The 15244-nt window shown below is 41.8% G+C and carries 13 protein-coding genes; 11 read left to right on the forward strand and 2 right to left on the reverse strand.

Annotated elements, in window-relative coordinates; translation table 11 throughout:
• Nucleotides 1-167 precede the first annotated feature (167 nt).
• The 4 genes from KN1_RS11015 to KN1_RS11030 all read left to right on the forward strand — a co-directional run bounded on the left by KN1_RS11015 (nucleotide 168) and on the right by KN1_RS11030 (nucleotide 4324).
• Nucleotides 168-596, forward strand: coding sequence for a CBS domain-containing protein (locus KN1_RS11015; RefSeq protein ID WP_221287628.1), 429 nt, complete (start codon nucleotides 168-170; stop codon nucleotides 594-596).
• 1 nt (nucleotide 597) lies between these two features.
• Nucleotides 598-1731: a citrate synthase gene (gene gltA / locus KN1_RS11020; protein WP_221287629.1), complete on the forward strand. Its 1134-nt coding sequence runs from the start codon at nucleotides 598-600 to the stop codon at nucleotides 1729-1731.
• 514 nt (nucleotides 1732-2245) lie between these two features.
• Nucleotides 2246-3769: an amino acid permease gene (locus KN1_RS11025; protein ID WP_221287630.1), complete on the forward strand. Its 1524-nt coding sequence runs from the start codon at nucleotides 2246-2248 to the stop codon at nucleotides 3767-3769.
• A gap of 183 nt (nucleotides 3770-3952) precedes the next feature.
• Nucleotides 3953-4324 carry a hypothetical protein gene (locus KN1_RS11030; RefSeq protein ID WP_221287631.1) on the forward strand — a complete coding sequence of 124 codons (372 nt, stop codon included), beginning with the start codon at nucleotides 3953-3955 and terminating at the stop codon, nucleotides 4322-4324.
• Nucleotides 4325-4416: 92 nt separating this feature from the next.
• Here the strand turns inward: KN1_RS11030 and KN1_RS11035 are convergent, their stop codons facing one another.
• Together KN1_RS11035 and KN1_RS11040 are read right to left on the reverse strand one after the other, a co-directional pair.
• Nucleotides 4417-5019 carry a hypothetical protein gene (locus KN1_RS11035; protein WP_221287632.1) on the reverse strand — a complete coding sequence of 201 codons (603 nt, stop codon included), beginning with the start codon at nucleotides 5017-5019 and terminating at the stop codon, nucleotides 4417-4419.
• A gap of 485 nt (nucleotides 5020-5504) precedes the next feature.
• The gene (locus KN1_RS11040; RefSeq protein WP_221287633.1) at nucleotides 5505-6017 is read right to left on the reverse strand and encodes a helix-turn-helix domain-containing protein; all 513 of its coding nucleotides are present in this window, start codon (nucleotides 6015-6017) and stop codon (nucleotides 5505-5507) included.
• 290 nt (nucleotides 6018-6307) lie between these two features.
• Between KN1_RS11040 and KN1_RS11045 the strand changes: the two genes are divergently transcribed.
• The 7 genes from KN1_RS11045 (at nucleotide 6308) to KN1_RS11075 (ending at nucleotide 15241) form a co-directional block, all read left to right on the forward strand.
• Nucleotides 6308-6844, forward strand: a complete 537-nt coding sequence (locus KN1_RS11045; protein WP_221287634.1) for an archaellin/type IV pilin N-terminal domain-containing protein — start codon at nucleotides 6308-6310, stop codon at nucleotides 6842-6844.
• A 16-nt stretch (nucleotides 6845-6860) separates the two neighbouring features.
• A complete protein-coding gene (locus KN1_RS11050) occupies nucleotides 6861-7391 on the forward strand; it encodes an archaellin/type IV pilin N-terminal domain-containing protein (RefSeq protein ID WP_221287635.1) in 531 nt (176 codons plus the stop codon).
• On the forward strand, nucleotides 7388-7921 hold the full coding sequence (locus KN1_RS11055) for a hypothetical protein (protein WP_221287636.1): 534 nt from the start codon (nucleotides 7388-7390) through the stop codon (nucleotides 7919-7921). Before KN1_RS11050 ends, KN1_RS11055 begins: the two co-directional genes overlap by 4 nt.
• Nucleotides 7918-8883, forward strand: a complete 966-nt coding sequence (locus tag KN1_RS11060; protein WP_221287637.1) for a hypothetical protein — start codon at nucleotides 7918-7920, stop codon at nucleotides 8881-8883. The genes KN1_RS11055 and KN1_RS11060 overlap by 4 nt, the downstream gene beginning before the upstream one ends.
• 10 nt (nucleotides 8884-8893) lie before the next feature.
• Nucleotides 8894-10384 (forward strand): type II/IV secretion system ATPase subunit, encoded by a 1491-nt coding sequence (locus KN1_RS11065; protein WP_225905668.1) that lies wholly within the window; start codon nucleotides 8894-8896, stop codon nucleotides 10382-10384.
• Nucleotides 10362-12503, forward strand: a complete 2142-nt coding sequence (locus KN1_RS11070; protein ID WP_221287641.1) for a type II secretion system F family protein — start codon at nucleotides 10362-10364, stop codon at nucleotides 12501-12503. The genes KN1_RS11065 and KN1_RS11070 overlap by 23 nt, the downstream gene beginning before the upstream one ends.
• A gap of 353 nt (nucleotides 12504-12856) precedes the next feature.
• Nucleotides 12857-15241 (forward strand): plasma-membrane proton-efflux P-type ATPase, encoded by a 2385-nt coding sequence (locus KN1_RS11075; protein ID WP_221287642.1) that lies wholly within the window; start codon nucleotides 12857-12859, stop codon nucleotides 15239-15241.
• The last annotated feature ends 3 nt before the right edge of the window (nucleotides 15242-15244 follow it).

Raw genomic sequence — 15244 nt, forward strand, 5'->3', positions numbered from 1 at the left:
TCTATAGGCTCCCTCATTTAGCACTTAGTAGCTCTTTTCCCTTTTTTGAATATTTTTCTTTAAAAGACTTATTATTGAATTTTTTCTTCTTTAAACCTATTTTAATATTTTTCTTTCATAACTAATTTGAGAAAGATTTATAGTTTACAAATTCGATATAAGTATTTATGAGTGGGATTAAAGTCAAGAGTTTAATTACAAGACCCCCAATCAAGGTCTCAAAAGGGACAAGGACGTTAGACGCCGTAAAATTAATGGCACAGAACAACGTGGGTTCCGTATTGATCATGGACGGTGAAAAAGCAGTGGGTATATTTACCGAGAGGGATTTGTTAAAGGCAGTAGCGAAGGGCGAAGACTTGAACAAGCCCGTCGAAGAGCTGGGGACTCAGGGAAAATTATTTACCGTTAAGGAGGACGACCCCGTTGGTAAGGCAGCTTTACTAATGCACCAACATAACATCAGACACCTAGTAGTTCTTGACGGCCTAGATAAAGTCATTGGCGTTATTTCTATACGCGATATAATAAGTGAAAGGCACTTACTTTCTGCTTTATCCACTAAGCCTGAAGAAGAATGGTTAGGAGGTGACTGAAGTGTCACAGATAAGTAGGGGGTTGGAGGACGTATTAATAAAGACCACGTCCTTGACTTTTATTGACGGTATACACGGAGTTTTACGCTATAGGGGGTACGATATAAACGACTTGGTGGAGCACTCTTCTTATGAAGAGCTCATATACCTTATGCTATACGGTGAACTACCTTCTCAAAAACAACTGAGCGAACTAAAAGCTAAGATAAATGAAAGCTATGATGTACCGGAGCAAGTAATTAACATAATATACTCCTTACCTAGAAACTGTGATGTTATCGGTATAATGGAGAGTGCATTCGGTATAATGGCATCTATTTACAACCCAAAATGGGACAGGACAAAAGACCGTGATGTAGCCATTGGGATAATAGCTAAAACCGCCACAGTTACGGCTAACGCTTTTAGGGCTAAGGAAGGGCTAAAGCCCAAGATACCCAGGCCTTCCAGTAGTTATAGCAGGAGTTTCTTGGAGGCGTCATTCGACAAGGAGGTCAGCGATATAGAAGCAAAAGTCATGGACTCTGCACTAATCTTATACACAGACCACGAAGTCCCAGCTTCAACTACGGCAGGGTTAGTGGCGTCCTCTACGCTCTCGGACATGTACTCGTGCATCGTAGCGGCTTTAGCTGCCCTCAAGGGCCCCTTACATGGAGGAGCCGCTGAAGAGGCATTTAAACAGTTCGTTGAGATAGGTTCACCAGAGAAAGTAGAAGAGTGGTTTAAGACTAATATCATCGAAGGTAAGAAACGGCTTATGGGCTTCGGTCATAGAGTATATAAAACTTATGACCCTAGGGCTAAGATCTTTAAACGCCTAGCTGACGAGCTAACTAAAAACAATAAAGAAGGAAGGAGGTATTTTGAAATAGCAGAAAGACTCGAAAAATTAGGAGTAGATACCTTCAGCCCTAAGGGGATTTACCCTAATACGGACTTCTATTCCGGGATAGTATTTTACAGCCTAGGGTTCCCAATTTACATGTACACGGCTCTGTTTGCTTTAGCTAGGACTTTAGGGTGGCTTGCACATTTCATAGAGTATGTCGAAGAACAACACAGGCTCATAAGACCTAGGGCACTGTATATAGGACCAGAGTACAAAGAATATGTACCAATAGACAAACGATGAAACTCCGCTTTATTAACAGCTTTCCCCTTTTCCTTTTGTGGAATGGTGTCTTGTACTTTATTAAGCTACAGAAAGTAAAGAAAATAAAAGTCTTCCCGATTCACTGAAGTTCCTATATATTTGGAAAAAAAAAAAACGGTACATCTTTGACATCTCTTATCCACTCACTGAGTATGACAAACTTTTCGTATATCTGGTCTGGGACTGAGGGTACTTCCAGCTGCAAAAATTCGCTGGTTTCGACTTAAGACTTAGGGCTAAACAAGTTATCGATCTTACCTAGATAAGACTATTTGCTGACCTTCTCCTCCGTTTATATAATACGTAATATCTACTATATACCTCTTTTCCTTTTTTATAAATTAAACTAAGGTACGGTACAACAGATGAAATTTCAACTTAATATAAACAGTATATTGCGGGACTAGTTGTATAATAAATAGCCATTTAAAGATAGACCTATTAATATTAAACATGAGTTCGACTTTTTATCTCGCTAACCGAGTTTAAAAGTATGTCTAGGCCTTTCCTGCGAGAGTCTTCAGGGTTAGTGAAAAACGCTACACTGAAGGACTTGGTTATGTTAAACGTAGCAAATATGGGCGCAGGGTTAGCCGTATTCGAAGGTATCTCTCCTTATATCCAACCTGGTTCTGTCCTCTGGCTAACTTCTCTCCTTACTTTCCTGTTGACCCTCCCCTTAGTATTCACATACACTAACTTACTAATGAGGATGCCTAGGACGGGAGGAGACTATGTTTGGATATCTAGAAAATTAAACGGTAAGGTAGGGGCTGTGATGGGAGTCGCCTTTGCTTTTAATATGCCACCTTATTTTGCACTATCAGCGTTCTTTTCGGTCTCAGCTATAAACCTAGTGCTATACGAGATTGGGGTACTTAACCGCCAACCAAGCTTAGTCTACCTATCGAATAACGTCTTTGTAAACCCGTACGGTACGGTCACCTTAACGCAAGACCTACTGATCTATGCTTTAGGTGCTACCGCGTTCATAATTATCATCCTAATAAATATCTTGAGACCTAAATGGGGCTTCACCTTGACAACGGTACTAGGCTTTTTCTCAGTCTTTACATTAGTACTCGCTATTGCTGTAGTGGGGCTCAGTGCAGGCTCTATCAGGTCTCAACTTCCGGTCTTTGTTAAAGAGTTTGACCTATCGCCTACTTCAACGTCCCCTTGGAGTTTCAGTTGGGGGTCAACACTTTATATGATACCTTTCTTCTTGTCCTTCGCTTACATTTGGCTCTATGCGGGACCTGCTGTAGCGTCTGAAGCAAAGGAAGGCTCTTTGAAGTGGAACTTGTACCTAGGGAGTTTAATTACACTGCTTACAATAACCGTCCCGTTTTTGGAAATGTACGTAGAAGTAGGGTGCCCAACTAATACAGCCTATTATCCCACCTTTACGTACAATTTCTGGAGCTTAGCGATATTCCTCTCCCACAGCCCTATACTGGAGTGGGTACTGGGACTGGGGCTCATAGCATGGAACTTCTTTGTTATGGCTTTCGGTGTAGTAGTATTTGCTAGATACGTGTTCGCCTTTGCCTTTGACAGGCTGTTTCCATCAATATTTGCTAAGCTTAATAAATTCGCCTCACCGGTATATGCCCACCTATTGGACTTAGCTACTACTCTAGTCTTCCTCAGCCTCCCCATCATCTCGGTGAGTGGGGCTACCGCCCTATACTCTTATACTCCGCTGGCCTTAGCCTATTTGATCCTCGTGTCGTTAGCTGGAGTTAAGGTGGGCCTTCAAGAGAAGAGTTACCCCCTACTTATTGGTTCGGCACTCTCTACCATTATAATGGCCTTAATGGAAGCTGAGATCCTTGACCCCTATAATAACTACGGCTTTAGTGTAGTCGGGACTAGTGGGGTAAACTGGATAGCAACGGGATATATCTTGTCTCTGGTCGGCCTCGGGTTGGTAACATATACTCTAGCTAAGGTCATAAGAAAAAGAGAAGGTATAGACGTAGATTTGGTCTACAAAGAAATACCCCCCGAGTAGTTTAAATAATTAGATAATCTACATTATCGATTTTTTCTTTACCATTTTACTATAAATAAACTCTCAATTACTTAGATCTGATTATCCTTCAAATTGAATGTTCTGTTACTAATACACTTAATTTACTAATTTTATCTATGTTCAGAATAATTTTATAAGCTAAGAAGTATATACTGTACTACTATGCACATAACCGTAGATACGCATGGGTTATTAGGGGCCTTGTTAACTTTTATCATAGCCTGGGTAATAACCTCCATACCGGTGTGGATAGCGTCCAAAGCTTTCTCTAAGGACAGTTCATTCGGTAGGGCCTTATTGGCTACCCTGATGGCTTACATAGTATTTAGTATACTGGTGTTCATCTTTACCTTCATAGGGTTACCACTTATAGGAGTGATAGTAGGGTTTATAGGAATATTAGCAGTGCTGAAATCCGTATTCGATACAGGTTGGTTAGGGGCTTTAGGTATAGCTATTTTAGCGGTGATCGTGTACATAATAATAGCGTTCATCCTAGCACTGCTGGGAATAGCTGTAATACATCTCTTATGATTTCGTAAAAGAGGTAAAGATTTTTTCTCTTTAATCAGTCCCTATGTTGTAAAGTTTTTAGAAAAAACTACATAACTTCAAATCCCTTAAAGTTACACGCTCAACTGATAGGATAATGAAGCCCAATAGATATTTCCGAATTGCGTTAAAGAGGAAACCGGGACGCTATAGTAAGGTGTCACTTGATTATGACACGAATCGTTCACGACCTGATAAGGTATGTATTGGGCTATAGGAGCTCCTTGCCAATTCGGCCAATAAGGTGAATACAGTTGTTGAGGATAAATGATAATGTTTACAGTTTCAGATGGAGCTATTGTCCTACCTACATAGTAAATGAAAAGCTGTACACCTCTCCCATTAGTTATTATAATGTATGTAATTGTACTAGGTACCTTGCCAGTGTTAGTTATAGTAATCGTTATATTGCTTAAATTATATTTGTAAATTCCCAAAGCTTTACCATGGTATGACCCTATACCTACCCCACAATCACTGTGAGAGACCTCACTGTAATACGCTGTAGCTGATATTGACAAGTCCTCGTTCTCGTGGTCATATATACTTATTTGACCCTGAGAAAGCTCTGCCCCCACAGCCTGGAAAGAGTCGAAATAATATAAGATCAAAGCCACTGAGGCTGCCACTATTAGCAGTAATATGACTATCCCGATAACAGAGCCAAGCCCTTTCATACGAAGAGTAAAAACTCGTACCCTATTTATAAGGATATTGCGGAACAAGAATTTTCATTGTTTTTCACTATAAAAAAGTAAAAGAAATGTAAACGAAAAATCACATAGTTAGTAGAAGTCATTTACACTTTATGACCCAGATCCTAGTGTAGTAAAGGACCAGAGAGTAATTCAGGTTTTGCGTCTGTCGGCAAAGCTAAAAATAGAGCCGTGATAGAACTAGGAAAGTAGTTTTTTGTATAATGCGTCACTTTAACACAGATACAAAGTATAACTACAACCTATTAGCTTAAACTTTCCAATTGTTAATTATGCTCATTATTAAGGTAGTAGGAGTACTTGTTCGAAGCAAAGAAGGATTTGGTATTGTAAAGAGTAAAACTATCTCAATAGATCTGGAAAGTAAATCATAACATCAATCCTATATTTATTTCTATTCCTAAGATCTGAATATATCTAAACTTAAAATTATAATTATTTCTTTATCAAAGGTTGCTTTTCTTTGACTTCCCTTTATCCTCACCCTCTACTATACCTTCAGTAATTTTCTTTTTACTTAGCTTAGTTTTTTTCGCCTTGACGTTGAATTGGTAGAACACTTTTCCGTATCCTCTGTCTTCATTAAGATAACCTAGTGCAGTAAGTTTCCTTAACCTCCTATAGGTAGTGGATTTAGGTAACCCAGTAAAAGTAGAAATCTCGGTCAAGGTCTTATACCCTCTTTTGATTGCTTCCAGTATCATAAGGTCTCTATTATCTAATTTTTCGCTGACTAATTCTACTTCTTCTTTTGCACTTTTATGCTTCTTTAGGAAAAAAATCGATATTAGTAAAATCCCTAATATAGGGATAACAAATATAGGGATAACAAATTGAAGCGCCACTATATAACTGAGGCTAATAAAATAAGTGAGAAATTTCGATATACTCTCTCCCATATTCATACTAATAGAATATTCAAAGTAAGGAAGTGAAATAGAAGTTCCAGCACTTAGCATAATCTTTACTACTCATTTTGATATATAAGGCTTTCTACATTTAGTAATCTAACCTTCCTATGATAAGTTTTTTGGTATAGAAAGTATTTTCTTAAATTTTTAGATTAAAAACTAAAAAAAATTATAAAAGTATATATTAAAAAATATAGTGGAAATAGGGTGAAAAAGGGAATTTTTTATAATGAAACACAGAAAAATTGTAAAACTTCACAATTTCAATTTACGTTTCAATTAGCGTTTCATCGACTTTATTTTTAAAGACCAAAGCTAAAGACAGTTTTTGAGAAAAAATGGCTCATATACATAAAAAAATTGGTAAAAAGACAAAAAAAGGTCTATCTAATATAGTTGGATCTCTACTATTAATAGTATTAACAATAGTAGCAGCACTTCTGATAGGCCACTTCGTATTTGGACTATTCTCTGCGAACAGTCATAACGCAGGAATATCAATAAGTGATGCCTCCGTGATAATCCCCGCCGGAGAGTACACTACAAATGGGGCAAGTGTTACCATAACTATAACTGACAGCGGAAACGACCCCTTAGTACTACAATATGTAACTCTAGTAGCCAATGGTAATTCATACACGCTGTTTGGCGGTGGCAAAACTTACATAAAGCCAGTGTCTACTGTATACCAAAAAGTTGGTAACGGATACCTAATTGAACCAGGCCAGTCGCTGACATTACAAGGTGTGATAAGCTCAGCTAACGGACCGGCTCTACTACAAACAGGGCAGACGGTAGTCTTCCAGGTCTCAGGAGTAGACAACGTAACAGCCCAGTCGTTAAGCCAGCAGATGAGCGTAGTGATACAAGACTGAAAAGGTGGAGCCTGAGATGGTTCAAAGGGAGGGGAGGGGGCTTAGCAATATATTAGGCTCCCTCCTCCTGATTTTAATCGTTTTTTTAGCCTGGGCTTTCCTCTACCAATACGGCTTAAATTACATTCACATCCTTTCCTCTTCCCCTGACATTTCGGTCAGGGCTGTGGTGATATTGATGAACTACCAGACTGTTAAAAACCCCGGAACAGTTATGTTAGAGCTCTACATTTCAGACGACGCTTACACACCTTTTATCCTGCAACATGTCTACCTGACCAGCAACGGGATTGAAAAAGACTTGAGCAGTAACACGTTTTACACCGCAATAGTCCCGTATTCGCAGTTAAGCCATTATGAAGTGACCTTACCGATCTCCATAAGGCAGGCTTACACCCAGATGGTATACACATTTGCACCAAACTTCCAAGTAAACCAGTACTCGGACTGGGTCAACCAAGGTAATTACACCATAGTCACAGTTCAGGGACAGCTAGGTCCCTCCGTGATACAAATCCAGACTTCCGCACAGGTGGTGAGCGCATGAAAGCATTATCCCGAAAATTAAGAGAAAAGGCCTATAATAAGGGGTTGTCAGATGTAGTTGCAGCACTGCTTTCGATAGTAATAACTCTTGTTTTACTGGGAGCCTTTTTTGCCTTTAACGGAGGGTATTTTATCACTGCGTTTCAGAGACCTCAAGTCGCCTCTACACTACCTCTCCTCCAGCCCCTCTACTTGATAATAAACCCGCAAACACAAGGTTATCCCCAACAGCCCGGCATTATACTATTCCTCGTAAATTACGGTTCATCTCCGGTCCAAGTGGCCTATGCAATGGTAAACGACGCACAACAGCCTAACGTAACTTATGTATACTTGGTAGTCCCACCTAGTTCCAGTACCGGTGGTCAACCAAAGTTTATACCTTGCCCTACGGGCGAAATACAGCCGGGGAAGGAGTATGCGGTGCTTGTAGCTAACGTCCCGACTTCCCTAAACACATATTTTATAACACTAGTCTTCACGAATGGGTACTCTGAGGAGTTTGTCTTATCTCCGGGGGTGATACAATGAAGAGTCGGAGTAGGAAAGGTTTGGGTACCGTAATAGGTATAGTAATATTTATCCTCATACTATTAGTAGCCTTAGCACTAATACTGTCCTATCTGGGTGAGTTCCAGGCCGTAGGTGCACAGCTATCACAAGCCCAGATAAACATATACGACCACAACAACGCTAAACTAGGCGTTAGCCCTAGCATCCAATACCTAGAGTCTAGCCAGATCTATCAAGGCCAATGTCAGGAATTTTCTCACAGTGGGAGTCGCTACGTCTCTTGTTCTAACCCTTATGACCCGCATTATCCTGGTTATACAGTCTATTGCGATTATTATTACCAATTTCATGTCAAAGTCTATCAGTATTCAGACCCACAAGTCAGTGTGACTGTTAGTAACCCCTCTCAAATAACACAGACCGTCGAGTACTTAATACTGGCCTCCGGCGCACCCGACGCGCAATATACTAGCTATATAGCAAGTAACCAGCAGAACTCTCCGCCCAATTACCAGAGCTTAGCTAAGCCTGAATTGACCCAACTAGTGATACAAGGTGTAGGCCACACCATAGCTCCCAGCTCGTCCTACACAGCGACTGTCACTTGCGACCAACTCTACTCGCCTTATCTAAACGACCCCGCCAGCTCTCCAGTGGACTTATATATACCTTACCAATATTACCAGGTCAAGATAGAAGTTTACTGTTTTGAGGTCATACATTATTCCTATGGTGGACCTACACATACTCGCGGGCCATGGTATATTGGTACACATTATTACGCCTACTACAGTTATGAGCAATATAAACTGTACGACCCGTACTACGGTGCTCCACCTACTATTGGTAGTTACGTGCCAACTGACTGGCACAACTTACCTACAAGTCCAGTAACGCCTTACGGTAATGTATACTTCATAGCGTTTACTAACTTCGGTAATGAAGCCCACGCATACGTCCCACTCCCTGACCCTTATTGAGGTGATCCACGTGTCTGAACAGTCCTTAATCAAAATTTTAAAACCCGAAGTTAAAGGAACTGTACTTTTTGAGAAAGAACTGAAGTGGAGGTATGAAGAAAAAGGGGTCTCCTACCCCAGAGCCTTTGTAGTCAAGGACGAGTCTGGAGACCTCTATTACCAAGTCGATGAACCTGAACTAGACGACAAACAGATCAAGACTGTAGACAAGCTTAAGAAGACTCTCTACTATATTGTAAAGCCTTCCTCCAACGAAGACGAAATGATCCAGCAAATACTAATGCACCCAGACGTCAAGGGGGATCCTAACATAGGCTACTTCATATACCGTGACGTCTTACGTTATGGTCCACTGTCCCCGCTGTTTGATGACGAAGAATTAGAGGATATATCGTATTCAGGCTCTAGAGCAGGTCTCTATGGCGACGCCGTATGGGTGTTCCACAGGGAGTTCGGAACCTGGTTACCTACCAACGTACACCTGACTAAGGCGGACGCCGACTACCTAATACAAAGGATCGTCCTAAAGTCCGGTAAGTCGGTGACCCTTGCAAGGCCTATTGTTGACGGTATAACTCCTGAAGGGTACAGGTTTGCAGTTACATTCGGTAGTGAGGTCTCCCTACCCGGGTCGACGATCACTATCAGGAAGCCCCTTGAGGAGGTCTGGACTCTGTCTGACCTTGTGTATAAGCGGAAGACGGTCTCACCTATGACTGCCGCCGCACTGTGGTACGCACTAGAAAACAGGGGCGTTATCTTAGTGGTGGGTAGGACCGGAACTGGTAAGACTACGTTCATCAATGCATTAATGACCATACTCCCACCTTCTTGGAAAATAGTCACTGTCGAGGAAGTACCTGAGCTTAAGGTCATTTTCCCTAACTGGACTAGGTTAGTCGCTAGGAAGTCTACCACCTTCATGGAGTACAGTGATGCTATCGAGATCCCGCTGGACAAGCTGATTTCACATACCTTAAGGATAAGACCGGACTTCGTATCCGTAGGCGAGGTCAGGACTAAGGAGGAAATAAGGGAGTTCATCCACTCGGTCGCTAGCGGTCATGGAGGTGTAACGTCATTACACGCTGAGGACTATGATTCGTTAAAAGCTAGGTTTAACTATTCAGGCGTCGATGACTCGTTCTTCGCCTTAGTCACGATGGTGGTGTTCATAAACACGTACCCTAACCCAGAGAAGAAAGGGGGCCTGAGGAGGAGAGTGCAGGAGTCCGGAGAAGTCCTATTGAAAGGAGGCCAGGCCGTCTACAAGCAGCTTTCGTACTACAACCCGCTGAAGGACGACTGGGATGACTCTAAAATACCCATGAGTGAGAGGTTACTGCAGATAGCCCAGAGGAACGGGTTGACCCAGAAGGAACTTGAAGACGAGTTAAAGTCAAGGGTAGATTTTTTGGAGATTGTGTATGAGAAGAACTTGTCCTTAAACCAGTATAAGGAGGAGTTGATGAGGTTCTATGAGGCTAGGGGAATTATCTAATAAGGGGAAAAAGACTAAAAAAGCTACAGCCCCGAAAAAGGGGCCTAAGAAAAACAAGGGAAGATTGGAGTTTAAAGTTACACCGATAAACTTCCTCTTCACGCTAGTTATAAGTATTGTTATCCTAGCCCTAACAGTTTTGTCTTTTAAGTTCCTGAGTATACCTAACCTACCTTACCTGCAGAGCATGTTCTTAGGGCTCCTAGCTTATTCAGTAGTAATAACTGTTTATAACTACATGCATAGGTATGACGACTACCTAGAGGCAGTTATAATACCTTTAGTAGACAAGGCAAAGGTAATCGAAGACCCGAATAACTGGCTGTCGGAGATGATCCAATACGCGTGGCTGGGGTTACCGCTCTCGGCTATCCTCGGTATAGTAGTGTACATGGGCAGCGGAGTAGTCCTCTACTCAGCCTCAGCAGGTGCTGTAGCAGTAATAACCTATTTTTACCCGTGGGTGAAGACGTGGGACTATAGGAACTCCTTAGCGACTCAGGTAGAAAAAGAGCTCCCTGTAGTCTCTATTATGATGTGGAGCATGGCCCAGTTAGGTTACGGTGTAATGAAGATGGTGGAGGAACTGAAATCAAACGAGACTTATAGTGACCTCAAGGTGAAGGGCAGTAAAAAGAAGGAGAAAAAGAATAAGAAAAAGAGAGGGTCGCTTTTACTTTTCGGCAAGAGAAAGGCCCCTAACGATGGAGGGCATGAGGAAGTCAAAGAGAAGGTAGAACTGGAGTACTTAAAGGCTATACCTAGAGAGTTCCTCAAGATCCACCGCGATTTTGTCTTGTTCAATATCCCGCCTGAAGAGGCTATAGTAAGGGAAGCAAAGGACCACCCGTCTAAGGTGTTTGAGAGGTTGCTTTTGGGTGCAGTGTCTATATCGAGGAGTGGAGGGAGCCTGATGGAGTTTATGAACAGGATATCTGTTGAGGTGATGTTAGAACTTAGGAGGAGATGGGAGAACTTCGGAAAAGCAGCTTCGAACCTCGGCGAACTAGCCTTACTGTTCTTGCTAATAGTCCCCCTCTTTGCCATATGGTTTTCGGTATCGTCCAATAACCCTATCTACGGTACAGACAGTGTAGCGTTTTTCATGGTACCTCTGGTAGGTTTTGCGCTTTACATGTACCTGAGCTTAAGTGCACCACCAGAGGACGTGAAGATAGGTGGGGACGTGAAGAAAGGAGTTATTGCTCTGGTCGTGTCTATAATAGTCCTAGTAGCGTTAACTATTTTCAAGGTGATTACCCCGACCGGCCAGTTATTGTGGGTATACTTTGAAGTGCCGGTAATGTCCTTTTCGTTCTTCTACGGGTATTCGGTATACCAGAGGATAAAGGCCAAGAACGAAGCTGACGAGAAACTACCTATATTCGTGAGGTCTGTGGCTGAACTTATCAGGAGTACTGGCGATAACTTATATAACGCGTTAAGGAAGCTTGAGGAAGGTGATTTGCTCTCTACCACTTTGGTTAAAGTGACTACATTCGGTAAGCTTATAGACGATACCATATCCCGTTATGTGTCCGCGATGGTGACTACCGGTAACTTTAACCCTAGGACTGACTCTTGGATACTCAACACAGTATTTAGGAATTTGATGGAGATGGATAAGCAGGGAGTATTGAGGTATAACATATTCACCAGGTTGGCTGAAATTACTGACTCATATTACGACGCGATCATGGCTAAAAAGAGGAGCCTTTACATGTTCGTGGGAGCGGCTGCACTAGCCCCGGCGATAATGGCGGGTGTAGTAGTTATGACAGTATACGTGTTACACAGTATATCCGGTCTAGTCCAGATACCTAACCTGAACTTACAGAGCACTAACGGGATCGCCATACCTTCGGGGATAACGGGGCTGTTGAACTTTTTCACAGCTTTCATTAATGTAGGAAACGACGTGGATCAGATGCTGCCTACACTGGAGTTGATGATAGCCGAGACCGGTGTAATTTTCGGTGTGTTATATGCTAAAGCTGCAGACGGTACTGTAAAGAACACTTTCAGAATATTCCAAGTGTCAATAATCGCTGTAGTAAGTATTATAGTAATGCAAATAGCCCTTACTTACGTCACTCAGGTACCAAACCTGCTAACTTAAGTCCCAAAGCTAATTTCTTTTTATTCTTCTCCCACCCTTTGTTAAGCCCTTTAATTTTCCGAGATGTTAAGTTTTATCAATTTTTGTTAAGTTCATGACCAAGTTAGAAGGTGAAACCTAGCGCGGGCGACTCAGGAATTCTTTGTGAACTGCAATTTTCTCTGTTATACTCTGTCAGTTAATAAAGGACGAGGGTAATTTAATATAAGGAGACACTAGCTAGGCGCTATATAACCTACCTCCCACACATTTAAGTTTGCAGCAGTAGAAGGGGAAGGACTTGCCCTATAGTGTCTACCATAGTATAGTTACGAAAAGTTTATACTTTCTAACCTAATATAATCAATTTTGTAATGGAAGAGACTAATAAAGACAATCTTATCAAAAAACCTGTAGACGAGTTAGAAAAAGAACTTTCCACAGACTATACTAAGGGGCTATCAGAAGGAGAGGCACAGAATCGCTTACGTAAATACGGGCCTAACGAGATCGAAGAAAAGAAGGAGAACCCGCTAATTAACCTTGCGAAGAAGTTTTGGAACCCTAGTGCATGGGTCTTAGAAGCTGCCGCAGTGTTATCCCTTATACTAGGCAAGTACCTTGACTTTTACATTATAGTAGCACTAATAATATTTAACGCCATTTTAAGTTTCTCTGAAGAACAGAGGGCTAACAAAGCCCTTGAGATGCTAAAGAGTAGATTACAAGTCCAAGCTAGAGTTCTTAGGGACGAAAACTGGAAAAGTATACCTTCACGCCTTCTAGTCCCAGGTGATATCGTTAGGCTAAGGTTAGGTGACTTCGTCCCAGCGGATGTTAGACTAATAGAGGGCCAACTCGAAGTAGACCAGTCTGCCCTGACCGGGGAGAGCCTTACAGTAGCCAAGGGTAAGGGCGATGTTGTATACTCCGGGAGTATAATAAAGAGAGGTGAAGCTACTGGAGTAGTAATCTTAACAGGGAAAAACACATATTTCGGTAAAACTGCCCAGTTAGTCAGCATAGCGAAACCTCGCCTCAGGGTACAACAGGTGATCTCTAGAGTCGTCTTTTGGATGATGGTGATTGTCATAGTAATCTTGGGCATATCAGGTGCAGTTATCTTACTGAGGCATGAAAACCCTCTAGATTTCTTGCCTCTGGCACTTGTACTGGTTATAGGTGCGATCCCCATAGCTTTACCCGCAATGTTTACTATCAGTTTAGCTTTAGGTAGTGAAGAACTGTCAAAGGCAGGTGTTTTGGTGACTAGGCTTGACTCAATTGAGGGGGCATCCACAATGAACACACTAGCTTCAGATAAGACTGGAACGTTGACTGTAAACAAGCTATCTGTTCATAACGTTATTCCTTTAGAGGGAGACGATAAAGAAGTAATAACATATGGTGCTTTAGCTTCTAGGGAAGAAGACCAAGACCCCATAGACCTTGCATTTATAAACAAAGCTAAAGAATTAGGAGTAGAACTACAGAGCTGGAAAGTAGTAGAGTTTAAGCCTTTTGACCCGTCTACGAGGAGGACTGAAAGCTTGGTTGAAAAAGACGGGTCTACTTTTAGGGTAACTAAAGGCGCTATAGACGCTTTAGGTAAGCTTTGTGGACTAAAGGACATAGAAAAAATATACGAGAAAGCCCAGAGTGAGGCCAAAATAGGTTGTAGGGTACTTGCGGTAGCAAAAAATGACGGAGAGAAGTGGAAATTGGTGGGCCTAGTCTCCCTCAGAGACCCTCCTAGAGAGGACTCAGCTGAGCTCGTAAAAGAGCTAAGAGACCTTGGAGTGAAAGTAATTATGCTCACGGGTGATGCACAGCCTATAGCCCAAGAGATCGCTAAGGAAGTAGGTATAGGCCCTAATGTAGTTAAGGTAAATGAGTTTAAGGAGAACCCCAAGATAATAGACCAGATAGACGGTTTAGCCGAAGTCTATCCAGAGGATAAGTATACAGTAGTAAAGCTCCTCCAGCAGGAGGGGAGAGTAGTAGGTATGACGGGAGACGGAGTAAATGACGCGCCTGCTTTGAGGCAAGCGGACGTTGGGATCGCTGTCAGTAATGCTACCGATGTGGCTAAGGCTGCTGCTTCTGTAGTCCTGACTTCACCTGGGTTGAGAAATATCGTAGATATGGTCAAGATAGGGAGAAGGATATATGAGAGGATTAATATATGGATTTTAAGTAGGATTACGAGGACTTTTCAGAACGTAGTATTTATCGCTCTAGCCTTACTCCTCCTGAATAAGTTTGTGATATCTACATTCGGAATGGTCCTCTTGCTCTTTATGTTCGACTTTGTTACTCTAACAATGTCTACTGATAATGTACCGTGGAGTAAGAGGCCCGCTTCTTGGAATATATTCAACTTGGTTAAAGTGTCAATAATCTTGGGCATAGTAATGGTCGTTGAAAGCTTTATGATCCTATTCTTGGTAAACTCATTACCAACAAGACCATTACAAACCAGTATATTCCTTTACTTATTATATTCGAATATCTTCAACTTACTAAATATAAGGGAGAAAAGGAACTTCTGGGACAGTGCACCTAGCAAGGTAATGGGGCTGACAATGTTGGCGGATATTATAGCAGCTTTTGCTCTGGTCACTTTCGGTATACCCGGGCTGGTCGCAATACCTCCCACCTTAGCCCTAGAAATACTTGCCCTCTCCCTTACCCTCAACTTAATAGTGAACAATTTCATAAAGATCGGTGTTGAGAAGATACTCAAGGTAGAGTGGTAAAAA

Origin of the sequence: Stygiolobus caldivivus (assembly GCF_019704315.1) — an archaeon.
Classification (GTDB): Archaea; Thermoproteota; Thermoprotei_A; order Sulfolobales; family Sulfolobaceae; genus Stygiolobus; species Stygiolobus caldivivus.

Coding starts and splice junctions, on each gene's coding strand:
- KN1_RS11015 (WP_221287628.1), top strand. CDS start 168: ATGAGTGGGATTAAAGTCAAGAGTTTAATTACAAGACCCCCAATCAAG.
- KN1_RS11025 (WP_221287630.1), top strand. CDS start 2,246: ATGTCTAGGCCTTTCCTGCGAGAGTCTTCAGGGTTAGTGAAAAACGCT.
- KN1_RS11030 (WP_221287631.1), top strand. CDS start 3,953: ATGCACATAACCGTAGATACGCATGGGTTATTAGGGGCCTTGTTAACT.
- KN1_RS11035 (WP_221287632.1), bottom strand. CDS start 5,019: ATGAAAGGGCTTGGCTCTGTTATCGGGATAGTCATATTACTGCTAATA.
- KN1_RS11040 (WP_221287633.1), bottom strand. CDS start 6,017: ATGCTAAGTGCTGGAACTTCTATTTCACTTCCTTACTTTGAATATTCT.
- KN1_RS11045 (WP_221287634.1), top strand. CDS start 6,308: ATGGCTCATATACATAAAAAAATTGGTAAAAAGACAAAAAAAGGTCTA.
- KN1_RS11050 (WP_221287635.1), top strand. CDS start 6,861: ATGGTTCAAAGGGAGGGGAGGGGGCTTAGCAATATATTAGGCTCCCTC.
- KN1_RS11055 (WP_221287636.1), top strand. CDS start 7,388: ATGAAAGCATTATCCCGAAAATTAAGAGAAAAGGCCTATAATAAGGGG.
- KN1_RS11060 (WP_221287637.1), top strand. CDS start 7,918: ATGAAGAGTCGGAGTAGGAAAGGTTTGGGTACCGTAATAGGTATAGTA.
- KN1_RS11070 (WP_221287641.1), top strand. CDS start 10,362: ATGAGGCTAGGGGAATTATCTAATAAGGGGAAAAAGACTAAAAAAGCT.
- KN1_RS11075 (WP_221287642.1), top strand. CDS start 12,857: ATGGAAGAGACTAATAAAGACAATCTTATCAAAAAACCTGTAGACGAG.